Below are 19376 nucleotides of genomic sequence, written 5' to 3'. Positions count from 1 at the left end.
CTGCCTCTTTTTAATATCAATATAAATGGAATAAGGTGTTGCGTATGGTGCAACTTAGAATTAATGTAATTCTTTTAATAATTCTTTAAGGTAGATGTATACATTTTCCACGGATGGAAGGTGACATTTTTCTTGTGGTGTATGGGCACCAGTGATAGTAGGGCCAAAGCTGATCATTTGGGTATCAGGTAAAGCACCTTTTAATAGACCACATTCCAAACCTGCATGGACTGCATTCACTGTTGGCTCTACAGGTGACATTTTTTTGTACAATGTCAATGCTTGTTCTTCAAGGGCAGAGCCTTGTTCGTATTCCCATGCTGGATAACCATCAGTTTTTCGGGCACTCACACCTAATGTATCAGCAAGGAGTAACATTTTCGTAGTTAAGTAGTCTAAACCATTTTTAGAAGAACTACGTACGGAAACCAAGATGGATAGTGCGTGAGAATCCTCTTTTACAACGGCAAGGTTGTTACTAGTTTCCACAAGGTTTTCGATGGATTTGCTAACCGAGTGAACACCATCTTCTGCAAGGTAAAGGTAAGAAATTAACGCTTCTGTTGTATCATCAGCATACACTACATCAGGTACATCTGTGCCGTCAACAGTGATTGTCAAACAAGGATCTTGGGCAGCGAATTCGTGTTGGAATGTGCTTTCATAGTGAGCAATAAGATTTTTAATAGCCTCTACGTCTTCAGTACGTACTGCGAGAGTAGCCACGGATTTGTTTGGAATGGCATTATGTTTTGTACCACCTGTGAAGTTCGACAATGTGAAGGAATATTGTTTCCCTAATGCATAGAGCATACGTGCCAAGATTTGATTAGAGTTACCACGTTGTTTGTTGATTTCAAGACCAGAGTGGCCGCCTAGTAAACCAGACACAGTAATTGTGAGGCCTGCATTGAAACCAGGTAATGTATTTTCACGAAGTAATGGAATGTTTACAATAACATGGCAACCGCCAGCACAGCTAACGATGAATTCGTGTTCTACCTCTGTATCTAGGTTTAATAAATATTTACCTGTTACTTGGCCAGGTTTAATTGCGGATGCACCATTCATACCGGTCTCTTCGCTAGTTGTGCACAACACTTCTAGTGCTGGATGTGCTAAGGTATCGTCATCAAGGATAGCCATAGCCATACATACACCCATGCCGTTATCGGCGCCAAGTGTAGTACCATCTGCATGCAACCATTCACCATCGATGATGTTGGCAATTGGATCTTTACGGAAATCGTGATTAGATTCATGAGTTTTTTCACAAACCATATCGATATGTCCTTGTAAGATTACAGTAGGACGATCTTCATAGCCCGCAGATGCAGGTTTTTTGATGACTACATTCCAGGCTTCATCTTGGGACACCTCAAGATTACGGTCTTTGGCAAATTGAACGATATAATCGCTCAATTCCTTTTCATGGCCAGATTCACGAGGAATTTGGCTGATATCGTGAAAGAATTGAAGAACTTTTTCTGCTTGAACAATTGCGTTCATGGCGCACCTCGTTTTCTTAATGATAGTATAAATAAAATTATATTATGTCTATTTATAATTATAGTACACTGAGGGGTATTTTGGTAGAGTTTTTTAGTATAAACAGATAGCCAGTGTATCTTTACAATGGACAATTACAAAATGAAGAAAACGTGGTATTCTAAGGGCAAGGGGTTGGTAAGATATACCAACAATCATTGGCCTACCACTTTGGGATAAACGCAGCGCTATGATTCATCCTGTTAAACCATATATGACAATACATATACATTTAGTAAGAGCTGTTTGATGAAATAGGTATCATTGTTAATTGTGAGTGGAAGGAGAAGGATTAGAGATCATGAATAAGTATTTAATTGTTGTAGACATGCAGAATGATTTTATTGATGGTTCCTTGGGTACACCTGAGGCTCAGGCTATCGTAGATAATGTGATACATAAGGTAAAACACTTTGACGGAACCGTCGTATTTACTCAAGATACACATAGCCCTACGTATTTAAAAACTCAAGAGGGCAAACATTTACCTGTTGAGCATTGCATAAAAGGGACAACCGGCTGGGAGCTTTCACCAGCGCTAGCAACATGGCAACAGGACAATGGAGCCACGGTGTTTGAAAAAGTAACATTTGGCAGTAAAGCCTTGATTACATCATTAGTACATATTTATGAAACAGAAGGTATCGAATCCATTGAACTGATTGGGCTCTGTACAGATATCTGTGTGGTTAGTAATGCATTGGCTATTAAAGCGTTCTTACCAGAGGTTCCTATTGTAGTAGATGCCAGTTGCTGTGCTGGTGTGACGCCAGAAAAGCATCTAGTCGCCCTCGAAACCATGGCGAGTTGCCAAGTACAAGTTATCAACCAATAGAGTTCATTTAGTTGGATATTAGAAAATATATTTGAAATAGAGTTCTCGATGAGGTAGCTATTAGTGCTGCGTCGTAGAATAATGAATAGTAGAAGGGAGATTGTCCCATGCAACATGAATCTAGAAATATAGGGATGCTCATGGACCTCTATGAAATGACGATGGCCCATGGATATTTTGATAAGTTTGAAAATACTGATCTTGTGTGCTTTGACGTATTTTTCCGTAAAAATCCGGATGAAGCTGGATTTTCTATTTTTGCTGGGTTAGAGCAGATTATAGATTATATTGAACATCTCCATTTTGATGAGGAAGATGTGGAATATTTCCGTAGTTTGCATTTATTTAGTGATGCATTTTTAGAGTATTTGAAAAATTTTTCTTTTAAAGGGGATATTTATTCATTTCCAGAAGGTGCTGTCATTTATCCTAATGAGCCAGTTATGACGATTGTGGCACCTCTTATTGATGCACAAATTGTGGAAACTGCAGTGCTAGCGATGATGAACCATCAATCTCTTATCGCTACGAAGGCGAATCGCATTGTCCGGTCTGCCCAAGGACGGGGAGTGTCTGATTTTGGCGCTCGTCGTGCACATAATGTGGATGCTGCTGTGTATGGTGCTCGCGCTTCCTATATTGGTGGAGTGGACAGTACTGCCACAGTATTGGCAGGGCAGATGTTCAATATTCCTGTCAGTGGTACTATGGCCCATAGCTGGGTGATGTACCATGATTCTGAATATGAAGCATTTAAATCTTATGCGGAGATTTACCCTACAAATTCTGTGTTTCTTGTAGATACTTATGACGTATTAAATTCTGGCGTTCCCAATGCCATCAAGGTGGCGAAGGATATATTGGAACCTCAGGGTCAGCGCCTCAAAGGTGTGCGCTTAGATTCTGGGGACTTGGCCTATTTGGCAAAACGTGCACGACGGATGCTTGATGCAGCTGGTATGGAGGATTGTAAAATTATCGCATCCAATAGCCTCGATGAATATACCATTGAATCCTTGCTTCGTCAGGGGGGGCCTATCGATGCCTTTGGGGTTGGTGAAAGAATGATTACAGCCAAGAGTGATCCTGTATTTGGGGCCGTTTATAAAATTGCAGGTGTACGGAAACAAGGCGTTTGGGAACCTCGCATTAAGGTATCTGAGTCAGTAGAAAAAATTACGAACCCTGGTCTTAAAAAAGTATATCGTGTGTATAGTTCGTCGGGTAAAGCCATTGCAGAATTAATTACTCTGAATACCGAAACGCCAGATGGGTCTCAACCGTATCGTTATATTGATCCTGAAAAGCCATGGAAAGTGTTGAATTTTGAAAACTGCACGTTTAAAGAAATGCAACAATTGGTGGTGAAATCTGGTAAACGTACACAACCATCGCCATCTTTACAAGAAGTGCGTGATTTCGTGAATCATCAACTAAAACATGAAATTTGGGAAGAAGAACAACGTTTTGTAAACCCACACAAACATTATCTAGATATGAGTCCCGCTTATTATAAAATGAAAATGAATTTATTGCATCACGTAGAGAATTAGTAGTATGCATGGTCATAGTATTGGAATATGTGTATTAGTGGGGAAGCATCAATTTTTAACCTATTAATGGGAAATAGTTAATCAAGTATTAGGAGATTATATGTTACGAGATGCACAGGCAACAAAACAAGCCCTTGTGAAATGGATACAAGAGTATTTTGCCAAAAATGGACCAACCTGCTCTGCCGTAGTGGGCATTTCTGGGGGGAAGGACTCCTCAGTAGTAGCGGCCCTCTGTGTAGAGGCCCTAGGTAAAGAGCGCGTGGTAGGTGTGTTGATGCCCAATGGAGTGCAATCGGATATCGATGATGCCAAAGAGGTTGTAGCAACCTTAGGGATTCGACATATGGTTGTCAATATTGGGGCTGCTGTGGAATCCTTAAAACAATCTATTTTGGATGGAGACCATTTTTCTGATATTACAGGTAGCACTGAGCATGCACGTGATGCGGTTATTAATTTGCCAGCTCGCATTCGGATGACTACACTCTATGCAGTGGGTCAAAATCTGCCAGGCGGTGCTCGTGTGGCGAATACATGTAATGGTTCTGAGGACTACGTAGGTTATTCTACTAAATATGGTGATGCTGCAGGCGACTTTAGTCCTTTGGCACATTTATTGGTAGAGGAGGTACGAGAAATTGGGCGCACCTTGCCAATCCCAGCTCATTTAGTGGATAAAACACCGAGCGATGGTCTCAGTGGTCAATCTGACGAAGATAAACTGGGCTTTACTTATGCGGAATTAGATAGATACATTCGCACGGGCATTTGTGATAATGTGGAGACAAAACAACGCATTGATCATATGCACAAGATTAATTTACATAAATTACAATTGATGCCGTCCTTTGATGCGGATGAATATGTGAAAAAATAGAAATAGAGAGAAATAGTATGACTTATGATAAAAAAATTATCCTCATCGGTACGGGGGGAACTATTGCCGGTCAGGGGGCTTCAGAGACTGATTTGACGGGCTATACATCTGGGGTGCTTTCACTAGAGGCTATTTTGGCAGCTGTACCAGGCGTAGATGAATACGGTCCATTTGAATACCATCAATTTAGTAATATTGAAAGCTCGGACATTTCGGAGCAACAATGGATTGATTTAGCTAACCTCGTACAAGATTCGGTGGAGCGGGATGACGTGGAAGGCATTGTAATTACTCACGGTACGGACAGTATGGAGGAAACAGCGTTTTTCCTAAATCTCACAGTGCATACGGACAGGCCTGTGGTGGTGACTGGATCCATGCGCCCATCCGGTGCAGTCAGTGCAGATGGTCCTATTAATTTATTACAGGCGATGCAAATTGTTCGTACTCCATCGAGCACAGGTAAAGGTGTGCTCGTAGCCCTCAATGGCATGATTGATGGTGCTCGGGAGGTAACAAAAACGAATACAACGGACGTGTCTACATTTAATAGTCCTCTTGTGGGACATTTGGGTATCGTCCAAGATGGGGTAGCCCATTTTTATAAATCCTCTACACGCCGACACACAAATCAGTCTGAATTTGATTGTCGTCAATTGAACGTGCTACCAAAGGTACATATTATTTACTGCTATGCCGGTATTCAGGAGGAGACGGCCGTAGTCGTTCTCGGTACAAAACCAGCGGGAGTGATCTTGTCAGGCCTTGGGCATGGTACCATTCCACAAAATATACGTAATGTGACGGAACGTATTAACATTCCCGTAGTCCGTGCCTCTCGTACGGGCAGTGGCATTGTGTCTGCGGTGCCAACTGACAAAAGAGCTGATTACTTGGTCAGCGATTCCTTGAATCCGCAAAAGGCGCGTATTTTGTTAGCTTTGGGATTGACCAAAACTGCTGATAGAAATGAATTGCGCCGCATGTTTGGCGAATATTAATGGTATTGAGTTTGAAGTAATTTCATCTGATGGAGACTAGTAAAATAAAAGCACATGAGCTAAGAGTAAAAACTCTTGGTTCATGTGCTTAATTTTTAATTTGATTTACCACATTGATATATGGGAGCGTGATATTAATGCTGTGCAAGTCATTAATTTGGAAAATTCTTACTTACCTCTAACGCTCGTTGCACCCCAATGTACACGGCCTTGGCCAATGTATCGCCAAACAGAGAGAACGTACCAACGTCTGTTAAGATTTCACCATTCGTATCGATGGTTAAAATAATGCCATCCGTAGCGGTGCCGGTGGCCACATGGACTGGGTTCATAGTGCTAGCGACTTGGGCGTCTTGGAATGCAGCTGTTTTTGCCTCTGTAATAGTGATAAGGGCCTTTGTCATGGCGCCATCAGTGAGGGCCTTGTTGGTAAATACTAAAATATTTAATGTACCGGGCTGATGAAATTCACCATCTTTTTCCACATAATGGTAACCTGTGCCGGCGCGTTGGGTAGTGCATTCAAATCCACCAGTGACGATGGTTTCTACAATGGTATCATCTTGTTCAATCTTTGTGTACACGTGACGTTCCATTGTGGCTGACGTCATTAGGGCCGTGCAGAAGTGGATTGGTAAATCTAAATGCTGGAACTCCATAGACAAATACTCTGCTGCAGAGCCACCAGGCAATTCTTTTTCTGTATTTACCATAAATGTTAATTGTTGGTTACGAATGCCTAGTGTGTGGTGAAAGCCACCATTGAGTTGCCCAGTGCTTAAGGAATAGTGTACATCCATGAACGTCACTGTTATGGCTGACGGCTCATAGTTGATATAGCCACCCGTAGCGAGTTCGCTAGGGGCCATGTAAGGATTGTTGTATGACATAATATCTCCTTGCGTATAATCTTAACATCTATACGCTATGTTATTGTTACTTGATTGAATAGGACAGACAATTGGTTGCAAAGTGTTTGCAAATTGAATGAAACGATTTTTTTGTCAAATTAGTATGACTACTTTTCAAATTATACCATACTTTCACCATCATAATTTGGTATACTAGAGATATTAAAATATTTGAATTATATGAGGTTTTGCTATGTCAGAATTTTGGGCAGATTTAGAAAGCATATTTTTTAAAGATGCGAATTTATTAAAACGATTTCACACTTGGGTGGGGGATCGAGGACCAGATATTATCATCGCTATTATTACATTTTTGATTGGCCGAGCGATTATTCGATTTATTCGCCAAATGATTGAAAAGGTAATGATTCATGGTAATTATGATCGCACAGCGATGACATTTATCAGTCAAATTGCGTATTACACTATGTATGGTGTTTTAGTGCTCATATGTATTAACCAAATCGGTATTCCTACTACATCCTTTGTAGCTGCTTTTGGTGCCTTTGGTATCGCCATTGGTTTGGCTCTGCAGAATAATATGTCCAATTTTGCTTCTGGTTTATTACTGCTATTATTTAAACCATTTAAGGCGGGCGATTGGATTTCTACGGATAATAATGTAGAGGGCACTGTTAAAAGTATCCAATTCATGCATACCGTTATCGCCACGAAGGAAAATAAATTAGTCTATGTACCAAACTCCTTACTTACATCGCAAGTGGTGACGAATACGACTACTGTTAACGAGCGGGTTATGAGTTTTTCCTTTGATATTAATTATGCCAATGATCATCACATGGCTATTGAATTGCTAAAAACAATTTTTAAATCTCATGATGAGATTATCAATGCGGATACTCTGGAAATTGGGATTCGAGAATTTGCTGAAAATTCTGTGCGTATTGTGGCGTATCCAAAAGTACGTACAGAGAAGTATTGGCCTGTATTTTATGAAATTATGTCCCAAGTGAAAGATACTTTCGATGCTAATGGCATCGATATTCCATACCCTCAACGGGTTATACATGTGTATGAAGCACCTGAAGAAACGAAAAATAATATTGATCTTGTAGATAATCCTGAGTCTGATGCAGATGTGACAAAGGATGAACAAGCAACGATTTAAGGAGAAAAAATTTAAATAAGTATATGAAATGTAGTACATTACGAAATAAAATAATGCCTGTTCTACTCATGTTGAGTTTTACTGCAAGTCTTATGGGGGGCTCCACAGTTCAGGCGGCTAGTTCATCTAGTAGTATTCTGAGTCAATCGACTGTGGCATCTCAAAAAAATGGCGCCAAAGAAGTGGCTGTTATTGACACAAATAATACAGACATTGGCAATGTTGATGTGAGCCAATTGACAGTAAAACCTATCGCACCTACTACGATTGCAGGAGCGGCCGTGCTTATTGATGCGGACACCGGCGAAATTCTCTTTGAAAAGAATCCTGATAAATGGATGCATCCAGCTAGCACTACCAAGATGGTGACCTTGTTGACGGCTCTTGAAAAAAAAGGAACACTCCTTGATGAATTAGCCACGGTGAGTCCCTATGCGGTTAGCATGGAGGAATCTAATTTAGGCTTGCGTGTAGGCGATCAATTACCATTAGAAGCTGTCATTGAAGGTATGATGGTAGCTAGTGGTAATGATGCGGCCGTTGTGGTGGCTGAAAATGTGAGTGGTTCTGTGCACAATTTCGCAAAAGCTATGAACGAAGTCGCGAAAAAGGCGGGAGCTAAGCATAGTCATTTTCTCAATCCCCATGGATTAACGCAACAAGGTCATTATTCTACAGCCCGTGACCTTGCAATGATTGCGGCATACGGTATGAAATATAAAATGTTTCGAGACAAGGTGGCCAATGATTATTACACTGTTAAATATCAAAATCGTGCTGCCGAAACCGTACGTACAACGAATCTCTTTATCCGAAATAAATACCCTGGTGCGAATGGGCTGAAAACAGGATATACAGAAGCGGCAGGGGATTGCTTAATTGCCTCAGCCACGCGGGATAGACATACTATGATTGTGGTCCTCTTGAACGATGATGATCGTTGGACTGATGCACCGGCTTTTCTTGATTATGGATTTGAGGTTGCGGCGTTAAGAGATAAATAAGGAGTCTTTATGACGAGTTCATTTTTTGCATTCTTGCATCGCATGCGTTTTATTAAACGCTGGGGATTGATGCGGAACACAGAAACAGAAAATATACAGGAGCACAGCCTAGAAGTGGCCTTTGTGGCACACAATTTGGCATGTATAAAAAATGAATATTTTGGTGGTACTGTAGATGTGAATAAGGTGGCTGTGATGGCTATGTATCATGAGGTGAGCGAAATTTTTACCGGTGATATGCCTACGCCAATCAAGTATTTTGATCCTAAATTGCGTAGCCTCTACGGTGAGGTGGAAACATTGGCGCAAGAAAAAATGCTTTCCACATTGCCTGCAGAATTGCAAGCTACGTATAAACCGATGATTGTGGACGCTGAGGAATCCGATGAATGGTCACTGGTGAAAGCAGCGGACACAATTTCAGCTTTCATGAAATGTGTACATGAAAAAAATGCAGGTAATGATGAGTTCAATGAAGCATATTCTAGCATTTTGCAAAAATTAAAGGATTTGCATATGCCAGAAGTAGATAAGTTTCTTGAACTGTACATTCCTGCATTAAGTCAGTCTTTAGATACATTAAATTATTACGATATGACCAGTAAATAATGTCTGTATAGACGGTGATGCATATAGTATAATAATTATATAGTGTTTATTTTGATTTTTTGTGAATATATTCGTCGTTACGAATTAGAATTTTCTTGCCTCGCCACGCAAAGGATTTATGCCCATAAGCGGCCTTGAATTCCTTGTTCGTCATGGCTTCAAAGGCAGATACATCTACCTTTGGATCGATAGCGTGGAATTCCTGGATGGGTGTGGTCGGAAGATTCTGATTATGAGGACATACATCCTGACACACGTCGCAACCAAAAATAAGCGGTGTCTTTTGTATAATGTGCTGTTCCGATTCAGTTAAATCGCCTTTTTTCTGGGTGAGATAGCTCTTGCAGGTTTCAAAACCAAATATGCTATGCTCGGTTGCGGTTGCGGTTGCGGTTGCGGTTGCGGTTGCGGTTGCGGTTGCGGTTGCGGTTGCGGTTGACGTCTGACGATTGGTGGAAATTTTCCCCAGTGATTGTCCTGGACAAGCAGTGATACAGCGATTACATCCTAAGCAAGTATCACTCATGGGGATATCTGGTTCAATCTCGAGAGAGGTTAATATGGTACCGATGAACACGAAGGAGCCGTACACGGGGTTAATAAAGCAATGATTTTTGCCGTAAAATCCAAGTCCTGCCAAATAGGCCATGTAGCGATCCGCTAGAGGTGATGTGTCACAGTGAATGGAGAAGCTTTCACCAGGATAGTTCCGGGAAAGACGGTCCACCAAACGCTGTAGATAGGCTGGTACCACCAGGTGATAATCCTCCGACCACGTATACCGTGAGAGATTGCTTTCACCAGTATGGGGTACATAGTATGGGAATAGACAGACGATAGCGCTGTGAGGCGTAAAATCTGTATTACCGGATAGACGTGCATCGATGTCAGGTTCGGTAAACGGACATGGTTCGGATTCGAACAAAATCTCGCGAGCCTCTGTGGGGAGTGGCCACGGTGCGACGCCGACGACGGGTATATGTAATTTTTGACAATAGTTTGTAAGTGTAGTTTTAGTAATCATGGTTCAATTATAACATTGAGAGGAAATCATATGTTAGCATTTTCTAAAGTCATTCAACCGAAGACGGTTGCCGAAGCCTATGAAGCAGCGGTTAAAAACAAAATGGCACCACTCCTCGCCGGTGGGTGCTGGATTCGATTAGGTCGTCGTATTTGGCCTGTCGTGATTGATTTGAGCGAGCTTGGCCTTCGTTATGTGAAAGAAGAAAATAATGAGTTTGTTATTGGTGCTATGGCAACACAAAGCGATGTGGAGCAATTCGAGCCACTTCGTCAATTTGTAAAGGGCATCATTCCTGCAGGTATTCATGAAATCCTAGGTGTTCAATTTAGAAATATGGCGACCATGGGCGGTTCCGTAGCGAGTCGTTTCGGTTTCTCCGATATTATTCCAGCCCTCCTCGCTGTAAAGGCCGACGTAGTCCTTGCTAATGGTGGTCGTATGAGCCTTGAGGATTATATGACCTATCGCGATCGTGATATTTTAGTGGAAATCCGCATTCCTAATTATGAAGTACCAGTAGCCATAGAGGCTCTCCGTATTTCTCGTGGTGATTTCCCGTATTTAACTGGTTCTATCCGCAAGGATGAGACTGGCTATGCTGTATACGTTGGTACTCGTCCAGGCGCACCTATGAAGGCTGTAAAAGCGAGCGCTCTATTAACAGAAAAAGGCGCAGCTGCCGCTAAAGAAGCTGGTGAGCTGGCAGCGGAAGAATTAAATTTACAAAAGAACTCTCATGCATCAAAAGAATATCGCCAAGCCATGACTAAATCCATGGTGGTTCGTTTAGTGAAGGAGGTAGAAGCATGGAACTAGTACTTAAAATTAATGGCAAAAACGTTCCTGTTAATGTTGCTACCGACGAAATGTTACTAGACACATTGCGAGGTCTTGGTTTTTATAGTGTTCGTTGTGGTTGTGATACAACGAACTGTGGCCTTTGTACGGTATGGGTGGACGGCGAAGTGACATTATCCTGTGCATACCCAACCTTCCGTGCACCTGGTCATGAGATCACTACATTAGAAGGTCTTGAAGAAGAAGCATCCCAATTAGCTGATTGCCTGGCATCTGAAGGGGCCGATCAATGTGGCTTCTGTACTACAGGCATGATGATGAGTGCGTTGGCGTTGAAACGACGTAATCCAAGCGCGAGCGATGATGAAATTCGTGAATATTTGATTGGTAACCTTTGCCGTTGCACAGGTTATGAATCTCAACTTCGCGGTGTTCGTAAATTTTTACAGGGAGGAAACGCATGAAACATGTAGGCAAATCCTATAAAAAGGTAGACCATAAAGGCATCTTGAGTGGTAAACCAGCGTACACTAGCGATTTTATCCCGAAAGATGCCCTCATTATTAAAGTATTGCGCAGCCCTCATGCGATGGCTCGCATTATAGATATTGACGTATCCAAAGCTTTATTGGTACCAGGCGTAGAAGCGGTATATACATACAAAGATGTGCCTAAAACTCGATTTACTCTAGCTGGCCAATCCTATCCAGAACCATCTGCCTATGATGCGCTCATTCTTGATGAAATCGTGCGTTATGTAGGTGATGAAGTGGCCCTAGTGGTAGCTCGTGATGAAGCGACGGCCCTAAAGGCAATGCCGTTGATTAAGGTGAAATACGAGGTGATGAAACCTGTATTAGACCTTCATACGGCTATCGATAATGAAACGATTGTGCATCCAGAGGACGATATCCATTTCAATATGAACGTTGGGGCAGAACCAAAACGTAATATTGCTATTTCCTACCATAAAACAGTCGGCGATGTGGAAGGTGAACTCGCTAAATGTGACCACATTGTGGAAGGTACGTACTATAATCAAGCAACTGTACAATCCGCGATGGAACCCTTCCAAACATTTGGTTATATCGACGCACTAGGTCGTTTGGTATTAGTAAGCTCCACGCAAATCGTATTCCACGTGCGCCGTCATGTATCTCGTGCATTAGGCATTCCAACCTCCAAGATTCGCGTTATTAAACCTCGTATCGGTGGTGGCTTTGGTTCTAAACAGACCGCTTGCACAGAGTTGATGGTAGCCTTTGTAACTTGGAAGTTACAAAAACCAGCTGTTCTTGTGTATGAACGTAAGGAAGCACAAACATGCTCCACTACACGTCATGGCCGCGATTGGAATATCCGTATTGGTGCCGATAAAGACGGTATCATCAAGGTTATTGATATGTACGCCCTTACAGATGCAGGGGCTCACGGCACACATGCATTTACTACCACAACGGCAGCGGAACATAAATCAGTGCCGTTGTATAATAAAAATACAGCCGTTCATTATGGTTCTGAAGCGGTGTATATGAATCATTCTCCAGGTGGTGCCTTCCGTGGATATGGTGCTACAGAGGCTTTATGGCCATTAGAATGTGCAGTGAACCGTTTGGCTGATGAGCTAGGCATGGACCCTGCAGAACTTCGGCAGAAGAATTTGATCGCTGTAGGCGAGCAAAGTCTCGTGTACGATGAAGATGAATATATGGAATCTGGTTTGTTCCAAGAGGCTGTGGAGAAGGTTAAGAAAATGGCCGGCTGGGATGAACGTCCACATAGTTGGCAAATCGATGACCGTTACCGTGGAGGCCTTGGTATGTCTTTGGCATTGCAAGGTTCTGGTATCGCCAAAATTGATACAGCGTCCGTTGAAATTCGTTTAGGTGATGACGGCCGTTATACACTCTACACAGGCTCCTCTGATATGGGCATGGGTTCTAATACTGTATTGGCGCAGATGGCTTGTGAAATCATAGGTTGTCCAATGGAATACATGACCGTTGTTGAATCAGATACTGACGTGGTACCATTCGACCCAGGTTCTTATGCATCTAGTACAACCTATGTTACTGGTACAGCTGCAAAAACGGCAGCCGAAGAATTAGTGAAGAAAATTGTAGATACGTTCGCTAAATTTATGGATGTTGAGGCAGACACTATCGAATTTGATGGCCTTGTGGCTACTACAAAAGATGGATCTAAAACAATGACCGTTGCAGAATTGGCGCCAAAATTGCTGGTTAATTTTGGTCCTACCTATGGTCAATTGTCGGGTTTTGCCTCTTGGGGCAGTCATACATCTCCTCCACCATTCATGGCATCCATTGCTGAGGTGAAGGTAGATACCCAAACCGGTCAAGTGACACCAGTGAATTTTTATTCTGTTGTTGACTGTGGTACGGTAATTAATCCAACATTGGCGCGTGTCCAAGTGGAAGGCGGGGTAGTGCAAGGTATTGGCATGGCTCTATACGAAGATGTGCGTTATAGTGCGTCCGGTAAACTCGAAACAGATACATTTATGACTTATAAAATTCCTACCCGTCAAGACATGGGAACATTACATACGGAATTTGTAGAATCCTATGAACCTACCAGTGCTTATGGTGTGAAATCCATCGGCGAGGTCGTTATTAATACAGCTTGTCCATCAATCCAACATGCTATTAAAAATGCAGTTGGTGCAGATGTTCGTACATTACCTATGACTCCTGAGAAGGTATTTATGGGTATGGACGAGAAATATAAAGTATAGATATTTTTGTAGCTTTCACCAAAGTGTATTTCGTAGTGCCTAATTATTGTGTGAGATGCGCCGATTAGGACCTGCGAAATCACCGAGGTGCAAGCAAAATCTCTCTATCCCATAAGGAGGACTGATTGTATGACAACGCAAACTCATTATTGGAATCGACTCATTAAACCTGGCATTGTAGCCCTCGTAGGGGCCGGTGGCAAAACGACGGTACTTTCAAAATTGGTAGAGTATGGCCGTTTGGCAGGGCAATCTGTGATGGTTACGACCACAACCCACCTCTACGAATCACAAGTGGCACAATGGAACCCATTCTATGGTACGGATATCAACAAAGCGGACGAGGCATGCACAGCAGCGGTCCTCAAAGGTCAATGCGCGGCATGGTTTACCGGTGTGGACGGTACGAAAGTACAAGCCTTGGATTCTAAACAAATCGACGATATGAGCAAATTACATCATAAATGGCAAATTATTGTTGAGGCGGATGGGGCTAAGGAAAAATGGCTGAAAGCACCGAAAACTACAGAACCAGTTATCCCAGAGTTGACACAGACCACTATCGGTGTGGTGAATCTTCAAATGTTGGGTTCCTCTTTGGATGAGGAGCATGTGCATAATATTGAACTCGTGAAGGATATTATGGGGCGCCAAGAAGGCGCTATCGTTACACCTAGCATGCTGGCACATGTGGTGCTAGATAAAAAAGGTTTGTTCCAATACAGCAAAGGTCGTAAAATCTTGTTCTGTACTGGTTATGATACAGTGCAACATCGTGTGATTGACGATTTTATCGACCATGTGGTGGATAGTGATATTACAGCTATTTATTTAGCCGATGGATACAAGGCAAGCTGCGAAATTCGTCGGATTATTCAATGCCGATAATGTCTGAGTTATGGCGATAGGAATTGTATTGCTCACCGCTGGTGAATCCAAGCGGATGGGAAAAAATAAACAACTACTTCCTTGGTTGGAAGGAACTATTTTAGACTCCGTGTGTGATGCGTTGACAGGCGGAGTCTGTCAGGCTCTAGGTTGTATTCATGGTGTAGGTGAGGCCTATGAACATCCCTATGTGGCTGTCACGGGTCTCACTCATGATGAGTTGGTGCCGATTTTGAGTCAATATGGATTTACTAGTGTGCAAAATCCAGAGCCCTCTAGAGGGCAAAGTGTGTCATTACAAATTGGTGTTAATGCAGTGTGTGAATTAGCTAACTCATTGAACGTTCATCTGGACGGAATAGTATGTTCAGTGGGTGATCAACCTCTGTTGTCTGCCGGGGTGGTGTCGAAATTGGTCACACAATTTCAAGCACAGCATTCCGAGCAGGCTATTGTTTGTCCACGTTATGGTGAAAGCCAACAGCCAGGAAACCCGGTGCTGTTTGGGGCGCACTGGTTTAACGAACTCAAACAAATTGACGGAGATAGAGGGGGACGCCGTATCCTCAAGGAGACGGGCAAACCTTACGTCACTTATGTGTCCATACAAGAGGACATGGGGGTTGATGTAGATACACCAGATGATTATCAACGATTACTAGAAATAGAGAGGTCTAAATGAAACCACTAGTATTAGTACGTAGCGGAGGCGATATTGCATCCGGTGTGATTTATCGCTTGAAACGAGCAGGATATCCTGTTATCGTTAATGAAATTGCTATTCCTACTATGATTCGCCGTGAAGTCTCTTATGGTAATGCGGTACATCGTGGAGAAATGGTATTAGAGCGCTTTGTGGCACGCCATGTATCTATGATAGAGGCGAAGAATCTTATCAATACTGATGTGATTCCTGTTGTGACAGATGCGTATTTAGATGTATTACAAGCCTTCAAGCCAGATGTCGTTGTTGACGGTATTTTGGCGAAGGTTAATAAAGGCACACAAGCCTATGATGCAGATTTAGTAATTGGCCTCGGACCTGGCTTTACCGCTGGTGTCGACGTAGATGTGGTGATTGAAACCATGAGAGGCCATCGGTTAGGTCGTTGTATTTATGATGGTTCAGCGCAGCCAAATACGGGCATTCCTGGTAATGTCGGTGGGTATACTCATGAACGTGTTATTCACTCTCCTGCAGAAGGCCTATTTACTGCAAAACGCCATATTGGCGACAGTGTACAAGCCAATGAAGTCATTGGTTATGTAGAGGATATACCTGTACGTGCTAAAATTACAGGTATATTGCGAGGCATTTTGAAAAATGGCCTCATGGTTACAGAAGGTTTTAAATTAGCTGACGTAGATGCTCGTTGCGAGGAATTCCATTGCTACAGCATTTCAGATAAATCCCTTGCCGTTGGTGGTGGCGCTATGGAGGCCATTACTGCGTGGGAATACCAAGTAGAAAAAGATAAGCAATTTTGCTAATAATACAGAATATAACTGTGCCTACATTAGTGGGCGTAGCTAAATAGAATATATTATGGAAGAGTGATTGAGGTTACTATGATTAGCGTATATGACGTAATGAAAGAACGCCTACAAACTGCAGAAGGAACTATGATGGTTACCATTTTGTCAGGCCCTAGAAAAGGGGATAAAACTATTTATGGTGATGATGGTGCAGTTTTGTATGGTTCACCTATTGAAGGGTTCAATGTAAACTCCGCGAAGATGAATAGTCTTTGTGTGGTGGGAGACTTGGAATGCTTTGTGCAACCTGTAGAAAAAGATCCTCGTGTCCTCGTACTCGGTGCTGGTCATGTGAGTAGAGCAATTACAGATTTATTGCTCTTTATCGGTTGCCAAGTAACGGTGGTTGATGACCGTGCGGAATATTTGCGCCCTGATTTCTTTGATGAGCGCGTGGACCGCGTTTGTACGCCGATGGAAAGTTTCAAAGATGTATTGCCACTCAATGAATATAATGGGTTTATCGTAGTTACGAGAGCCCATGAATATGACAATATTTGTTTACAGCAATTGCGTGACCAACTACCAACATACATGGGCATCATGGGTAGCCACCAACGTATTCGCTATGCAAAAGATGTGATGGTAGAGCAAGGTTGGTCTAAAGAGGAGCTAGATATGCTTTATGCACCAATTGGCTTGAACATTGGGGCGCAAACACCCGAGGAAATCGCTTTATCCATTGTGAGTGAATATTTAGCGGTAACCCGTGGTAAACAAGGGGAACATTTGAGAGAACGGAGGATACCAAATGAATCGTGAGTTTGTTGAATATTTGAGTCAACGTACTGACAAAATTTTGGCAGTAGCCACTATTTTATATACAAAAGGCTCTACACCTCGTAAAGCGGGCACTAGCATGGTTGTCTATCCAGATGGTGGTATTTTTGGTACCATCGGTGGAGGCCGTGCAGAAAATGAAATTCGCTTGAGTGCTGTAGAATCCTTAGAAAAAAAGGAATCACATCGACGTATTCAAGTATTGCTTGACGACGATGTAGCTGTTAAAGAAGGTATGGTTTGCGGTGGACAAATGGATGTATGGATAGAAATACAGAACGTATAGTTTTGTGAAAACACAGTCGATAGCGCAGTTTGCGGTTTGAAAATTGTGTGAGCATTGAGATCCATAGATTCTAATTATTTTACCGTTAGGAGTTGAACCACCCCCATGCAGTTTAGTTCGTTAATAGAGACCTTCCGGTTTCTTGATTTTATAGATATCATGACCGTTGCTGTAGCGATTTATTTCGTTTATAAGCAACTAAAAGATACACGTGCTGTATCCTTGTTAAAAGGTTTATTAGTGTTAGCTTTCATAAATGTTGTGAGTCACACACTGAACCTATATGTTATTAATTGGATTCTACAACAAGGGATGACAGTACTTTTGTTTGCCTTACCTGTAGTATTCCAACCAGAACTACGTCGAGCCTTAGAGCAACTAGGGCGTGGTCGAATTTTTAATCGTGCGCAAAATGTCTCAGAGGCAGAGATGGATTCCGCTATTAATGAAGTTATGGCCGCTGCTCGAGTTATGTCTCGTGAACATACAGGGGCCCTCATGGTATTTGAACGTGAGGTTGGGCTCGGTGATTATATTGATACAGGGATTCTTGTGGATGCGAAATTATCTCGAGAATTAATTAAAAATATATTCGTTCCTAGTACACCGCTTCATGATGGGGCCATGATTATTCGCAATGGTCGTATTATGGCAGCGGGTTGTTTGTTGCCATTGACAGAAGATCGCACATTGAGTACAGAACTTGGTACTCGTCATAGAGCGGCCATAGGCCTTTCAGAGCAGGCTGACTGTGTTGTTGTCGTTGTCAGTGAGGAAACTGGTAAGATTTCCTATACTTATGGCGGTCATATTTATCGCCATTTGCCAGAGGATCAAATTAAAGAAGCCTTGCGGACATTTATGGAACGCCCTCGTCAAACAATTACGGGTATGTGGAAATGGGGTGGTTCCAAATGATGAAACATTTGAGAGGAAACTGGCCGGCCAAAATATTGTCGGTACTAGCAGCCATATTCATGTGGTTTTTCATTATGAAAGATCAGAATCCTACTATAGAAGTTAGCTATCGTGTACCTTTACAAGTACAAAATTTAAATTCTCAATATATTTTAGATGGATTGCCATCAGATATACGTGTTACCCTCAGTGGTCCACGGGATAAAATTTTAAATGTTCAACATGAAAATTTGAAAGCTTACGTAGATGCTTCGGCGGTATCACCAGGTCAAGCTAATTTAATAGTATACTTTACACCACCTAATGGTATGAATGTAGTCGCATTGACGCCAGATTCCATATCTATTTCTGTTGATGAATATGCAGAAAAAAGAATGAATGTAGAAATTGTTCCGGTGGGAAAACTATCTGATACGGTGGCTATTCAGAGTGTCACAACATCCCCTAAAGAGGTGACTGTGACAGGACGAAAACAATTACTTGATAAAATGGCTCGTGTAGTTATGAAAGTAGATGTGACAGGTCAAACGAAAAACTTTACTAGTGTAGGCGCTCTTGAAGCGTGGGATGCGAACGGGAATGTCCTCGATTTAGCCATTAATCCTGCGCAAGCACAGGCTCAATATGAATTGAATTCGGTTCGTACAGAAAAAGCCGTGCCTGTAGTGGTGTCGACTACAGGGGCAGTGGCACCTGGTTATGTGGTAAAAGCCATAACATCTACACCAGCACAGGTTACCATTCTAGGGCGTGAAGAATTGATGGATTCAATTACACAAGCACAGACTGATTTAGTTAACATTTCGGGAGCTACCGCGAATGTAGAAGGTTCATATAACTTATTACTCCCTAATGGGGTAACTAGTACAACTAAGACTGTAAATGTCAAAGTTGAGATTGTAAAAAAGGAATAAT

The 19376-nt window shown here is 42.2% G+C and carries 20 protein-coding genes; 17 read left to right on the top strand and 3 right to left on the bottom strand.

Annotated features, from left to right (window positions below; translation table 11 throughout):
- Nucleotides 1-60: 60 nt before the first annotated feature.
- Complete coding sequence (locus RVY80_RS01170) at nucleotides 61-1509, bottom strand: aminoacyl-histidine dipeptidase (protein WP_317329311.1); 1449 nt, start codon at nucleotides 1507-1509, stop codon at nucleotides 61-63.
- 340 nt (nucleotides 1510-1849) lie between these two features.
- Between RVY80_RS01170 and RVY80_RS01165 the strand changes: the two genes are divergently transcribed.
- The 4 genes from RVY80_RS01165 to RVY80_RS01150 all read left to right on the top strand — a co-directional run bounded on the left by RVY80_RS01165 (nucleotide 1850) and on the right by RVY80_RS01150 (nucleotide 5817).
- Complete coding sequence (locus RVY80_RS01165; protein WP_317329309.1) at nucleotides 1850-2383, top strand: cysteine hydrolase family protein; 534 nt, start codon at nucleotides 1850-1852, stop codon at nucleotides 2381-2383.
- Nucleotides 2384-2490: 107 nt separating this feature from the next.
- Nucleotides 2491-3936: a nicotinate phosphoribosyltransferase gene (locus RVY80_RS01160; protein ID WP_317329307.1), complete on the top strand. Its 1446-nt coding sequence runs from the start codon at nucleotides 2491-2493 to the stop codon at nucleotides 3934-3936.
- 100 nt (nucleotides 3937-4036) lie between these two features.
- Nucleotides 4037-4816, top strand: coding sequence for an NAD(+) synthase (nadE, locus tag RVY80_RS01155; RefSeq protein WP_295190759.1), 780 nt, complete (start codon nucleotides 4037-4039; stop codon nucleotides 4814-4816).
- Nucleotides 4817-4833: 17 nt separating this feature from the next.
- On the top strand, nucleotides 4834-5817 hold the full coding sequence (locus tag RVY80_RS01150; protein ID WP_295190761.1) for an asparaginase: 984 nt from the start codon (nucleotides 4834-4836) through the stop codon (nucleotides 5815-5817).
- 152 nt (nucleotides 5818-5969) lie between these two features.
- Here the strand turns inward: RVY80_RS01150 and RVY80_RS01145 are convergent, their stop codons facing one another.
- Nucleotides 5970-6707, bottom strand: coding sequence for an adenosylcobinamide amidohydrolase (locus RVY80_RS01145; protein WP_317329306.1), 738 nt, complete (start codon nucleotides 6705-6707; stop codon nucleotides 5970-5972).
- Between the two features lie 214 nt (nucleotides 6708-6921).
- On the opposite strand from RVY80_RS01145, the gene RVY80_RS01140 reads away from it, so the two are divergent.
- The 3 genes from RVY80_RS01140 to yfbR all read left to right on the top strand — a co-directional run bounded on the left by RVY80_RS01140 (nucleotide 6922) and on the right by yfbR (nucleotide 9470).
- Nucleotides 6922-7857 carry a mechanosensitive ion channel family protein gene (locus RVY80_RS01140; RefSeq protein WP_317329305.1) on the top strand — a complete coding sequence of 312 codons (936 nt, stop codon included), beginning with the start codon at nucleotides 6922-6924 and terminating at the stop codon, nucleotides 7855-7857.
- Nucleotides 7858-7925: 68 nt separating this feature from the next.
- Entirely contained in the window at nucleotides 7926-8861 is a 936-nt protein-coding gene (locus RVY80_RS01135; protein WP_317329304.1) for a D-alanyl-D-alanine carboxypeptidase family protein, read from the top strand.
- 9 nt (nucleotides 8862-8870) lie between these two features.
- Nucleotides 8871-9470 carry a 5'-deoxynucleotidase gene (gene yfbR, locus RVY80_RS01130; protein WP_295190769.1) on the top strand — a complete coding sequence of 200 codons (600 nt, stop codon included), beginning with the start codon at nucleotides 8871-8873 and terminating at the stop codon, nucleotides 9468-9470.
- Nucleotides 9471-9516: 46 nt separating this feature from the next.
- Here the strand turns inward: yfbR and RVY80_RS01125 are convergent, their stop codons facing one another.
- The gene (locus RVY80_RS01125; RefSeq protein WP_317329302.1) at nucleotides 9517-10494 is read right to left on the bottom strand and encodes an epoxyqueuosine reductase; all 978 of its coding nucleotides are present in this window, start codon (nucleotides 10492-10494) and stop codon (nucleotides 9517-9519) included.
- Nucleotides 10495-10524: 30 nt separating this feature from the next.
- Between RVY80_RS01125 and RVY80_RS01120 the strand changes: the two genes are divergently transcribed.
- The 10 genes from RVY80_RS01120 to RVY80_RS01075 all read left to right on the top strand — a co-directional run bounded on the left by RVY80_RS01120 (nucleotide 10525) and on the right by RVY80_RS01075 (nucleotide 19375).
- Nucleotides 10525-11313, top strand: coding sequence for an FAD binding domain-containing protein (locus tag RVY80_RS01120; protein WP_317329301.1), 789 nt, complete (start codon nucleotides 10525-10527; stop codon nucleotides 11311-11313).
- A complete protein-coding gene (locus RVY80_RS01115; RefSeq protein WP_295190772.1) occupies nucleotides 11304-11759 on the top strand; it encodes a (2Fe-2S)-binding protein in 456 nt (151 codons plus the stop codon). The genes RVY80_RS01120 and RVY80_RS01115 overlap by 10 nt, the downstream gene beginning before the upstream one ends.
- Complete coding sequence (locus RVY80_RS01110) at nucleotides 11756-14053, top strand: xanthine dehydrogenase family protein molybdopterin-binding subunit (RefSeq protein WP_317329300.1); 2298 nt, start codon at nucleotides 11756-11758, stop codon at nucleotides 14051-14053. Before RVY80_RS01115 ends, RVY80_RS01110 begins: the two co-directional genes overlap by 4 nt.
- A gap of 129 nt (nucleotides 14054-14182) precedes the next feature.
- Entirely contained in the window at nucleotides 14183-14941 is a 759-nt protein-coding gene (gene yqeC / locus RVY80_RS01105; RefSeq protein ID WP_317329299.1) for a selenium cofactor biosynthesis protein YqeC, read from the top strand.
- 10 nt (nucleotides 14942-14951) lie between these two features.
- On the top strand, nucleotides 14952-15623 hold the full coding sequence (locus tag RVY80_RS01100; protein ID WP_317329298.1) for a nucleotidyltransferase family protein: 672 nt from the start codon (nucleotides 14952-14954) through the stop codon (nucleotides 15621-15623).
- On the top strand, nucleotides 15620-16432 hold the full coding sequence (gene yqeB / locus RVY80_RS01095; RefSeq protein WP_317329297.1) for a selenium-dependent molybdenum cofactor biosynthesis protein YqeB: 813 nt from the start codon (nucleotides 15620-15622) through the stop codon (nucleotides 16430-16432). The genes RVY80_RS01100 and yqeB overlap by 4 nt, the downstream gene beginning before the upstream one ends.
- Before the next feature lie 78 nt (nucleotides 16433-16510).
- Nucleotides 16511-17239, top strand: a complete 729-nt coding sequence (locus RVY80_RS01090; RefSeq protein ID WP_295189016.1) for an XdhC family protein — start codon at nucleotides 16511-16513, stop codon at nucleotides 17237-17239.
- Entirely contained in the window at nucleotides 17229-17543 is a 315-nt protein-coding gene (locus tag RVY80_RS01085) for an XdhC family protein (RefSeq protein WP_317329296.1), read from the top strand. Before RVY80_RS01090 ends, RVY80_RS01085 begins: the two co-directional genes overlap by 11 nt.
- Before the next feature lie 105 nt (nucleotides 17544-17648).
- Nucleotides 17649-18461 carry a diadenylate cyclase CdaA gene (gene cdaA / locus RVY80_RS01080; RefSeq protein ID WP_317329294.1) on the top strand — a complete coding sequence of 271 codons (813 nt, stop codon included), beginning with the start codon at nucleotides 17649-17651 and terminating at the stop codon, nucleotides 18459-18461.
- A complete protein-coding gene (locus RVY80_RS01075; RefSeq protein WP_317329293.1) occupies nucleotides 18458-19375 on the top strand; it encodes a CdaR family protein in 918 nt (305 codons plus the stop codon). The genes cdaA and RVY80_RS01075 overlap by 4 nt, the downstream gene beginning before the upstream one ends.
- Nucleotide 19376 lies beyond the last annotated feature (1 nt).

This window comes from Veillonella absiana, assembly GCF_032970865.1.
GTDB classification, from domain to species: Bacteria; Bacillota; Negativicutes; order Veillonellales; family Veillonellaceae; genus Veillonella; species Veillonella absiana.
Note: the sequence above shows the minus strand (reverse complement) of the source record. Positions and strands in the feature narration are given on the sequence as shown.

What these genes read in the sequence shown, in the direction of transcription:
- RVY80_RS01160 (WP_317329307.1), top strand. Translation starts at nt 2,491, where the DNA reads ATGCAACATGAATCTAGAAATATAGGGATGCTCATGGACCTCTATGAA.
- RVY80_RS01170 (WP_317329311.1), bottom strand. Translation starts at nt 1,509, where the DNA reads ATGAACGCAATTGTTCAAGCAGAAAAAGTTCTTCAATTCTTTCACGAT.
- RVY80_RS01110 (WP_317329300.1), top strand. Translation starts at nt 11,756, where the DNA reads ATGAAACATGTAGGCAAATCCTATAAAAAGGTAGACCATAAAGGCATC.
- RVY80_RS01100 (WP_317329298.1), top strand. Translation starts at nt 14,952, where the DNA reads ATGGCGATAGGAATTGTATTGCTCACCGCTGGTGAATCCAAGCGGATG.
- cdaA (WP_317329294.1), top strand. Translation starts at nt 17,649, where the DNA reads ATGCAGTTTAGTTCGTTAATAGAGACCTTCCGGTTTCTTGATTTTATA.
- RVY80_RS01145 (WP_317329306.1), bottom strand. Translation starts at nt 6,707, where the DNA reads ATGTCATACAACAATCCTTACATGGCCCCTAGCGAACTCGCTACGGGT.
- yqeC (WP_317329299.1), top strand. Translation starts at nt 14,183, where the DNA reads ATGACAACGCAAACTCATTATTGGAATCGACTCATTAAACCTGGCATT.
- RVY80_RS01075 (WP_317329293.1), top strand. Translation starts at nt 18,458, where the DNA reads ATGATGAAACATTTGAGAGGAAACTGGCCGGCCAAAATATTGTCGGTA.
- RVY80_RS01135 (WP_317329304.1), top strand. Translation starts at nt 7,926, where the DNA reads ATGTTGAGTTTTACTGCAAGTCTTATGGGGGGCTCCACAGTTCAGGCG.
- RVY80_RS01090 (WP_295189016.1), top strand. Translation starts at nt 16,511, where the DNA reads ATGATTAGCGTATATGACGTAATGAAAGAACGCCTACAAACTGCAGAA.
- yqeB (WP_317329297.1), top strand. Translation starts at nt 15,620, where the DNA reads ATGAAACCACTAGTATTAGTACGTAGCGGAGGCGATATTGCATCCGGT.
- RVY80_RS01165 (WP_317329309.1), top strand. Translation starts at nt 1,850, where the DNA reads ATGAATAAGTATTTAATTGTTGTAGACATGCAGAATGATTTTATTGAT.
- yfbR (WP_295190769.1), top strand. Translation starts at nt 8,871, where the DNA reads ATGACGAGTTCATTTTTTGCATTCTTGCATCGCATGCGTTTTATTAAA.
- RVY80_RS01140 (WP_317329305.1), top strand. Translation starts at nt 6,922, where the DNA reads ATGTCAGAATTTTGGGCAGATTTAGAAAGCATATTTTTTAAAGATGCG.
- RVY80_RS01120 (WP_317329301.1), top strand. Translation starts at nt 10,525, where the DNA reads ATGTTAGCATTTTCTAAAGTCATTCAACCGAAGACGGTTGCCGAAGCC.
- RVY80_RS01150 (WP_295190761.1), top strand. Translation starts at nt 4,834, where the DNA reads ATGACTTATGATAAAAAAATTATCCTCATCGGTACGGGGGGAACTATT.
- RVY80_RS01115 (WP_295190772.1), top strand. Translation starts at nt 11,304, where the DNA reads ATGGAACTAGTACTTAAAATTAATGGCAAAAACGTTCCTGTTAATGTT.
- RVY80_RS01125 (WP_317329302.1), bottom strand. Translation starts at nt 10,494, where the DNA reads ATGATTACTAAAACTACACTTACAAACTATTGTCAAAAATTACATATA.
- nadE (WP_295190759.1), top strand. Translation starts at nt 4,037, where the DNA reads ATGTTACGAGATGCACAGGCAACAAAACAAGCCCTTGTGAAATGGATA.
- RVY80_RS01085 (WP_317329296.1), top strand. Translation starts at nt 17,229, where the DNA reads ATGAATCGTGAGTTTGTTGAATATTTGAGTCAACGTACTGACAAAATT.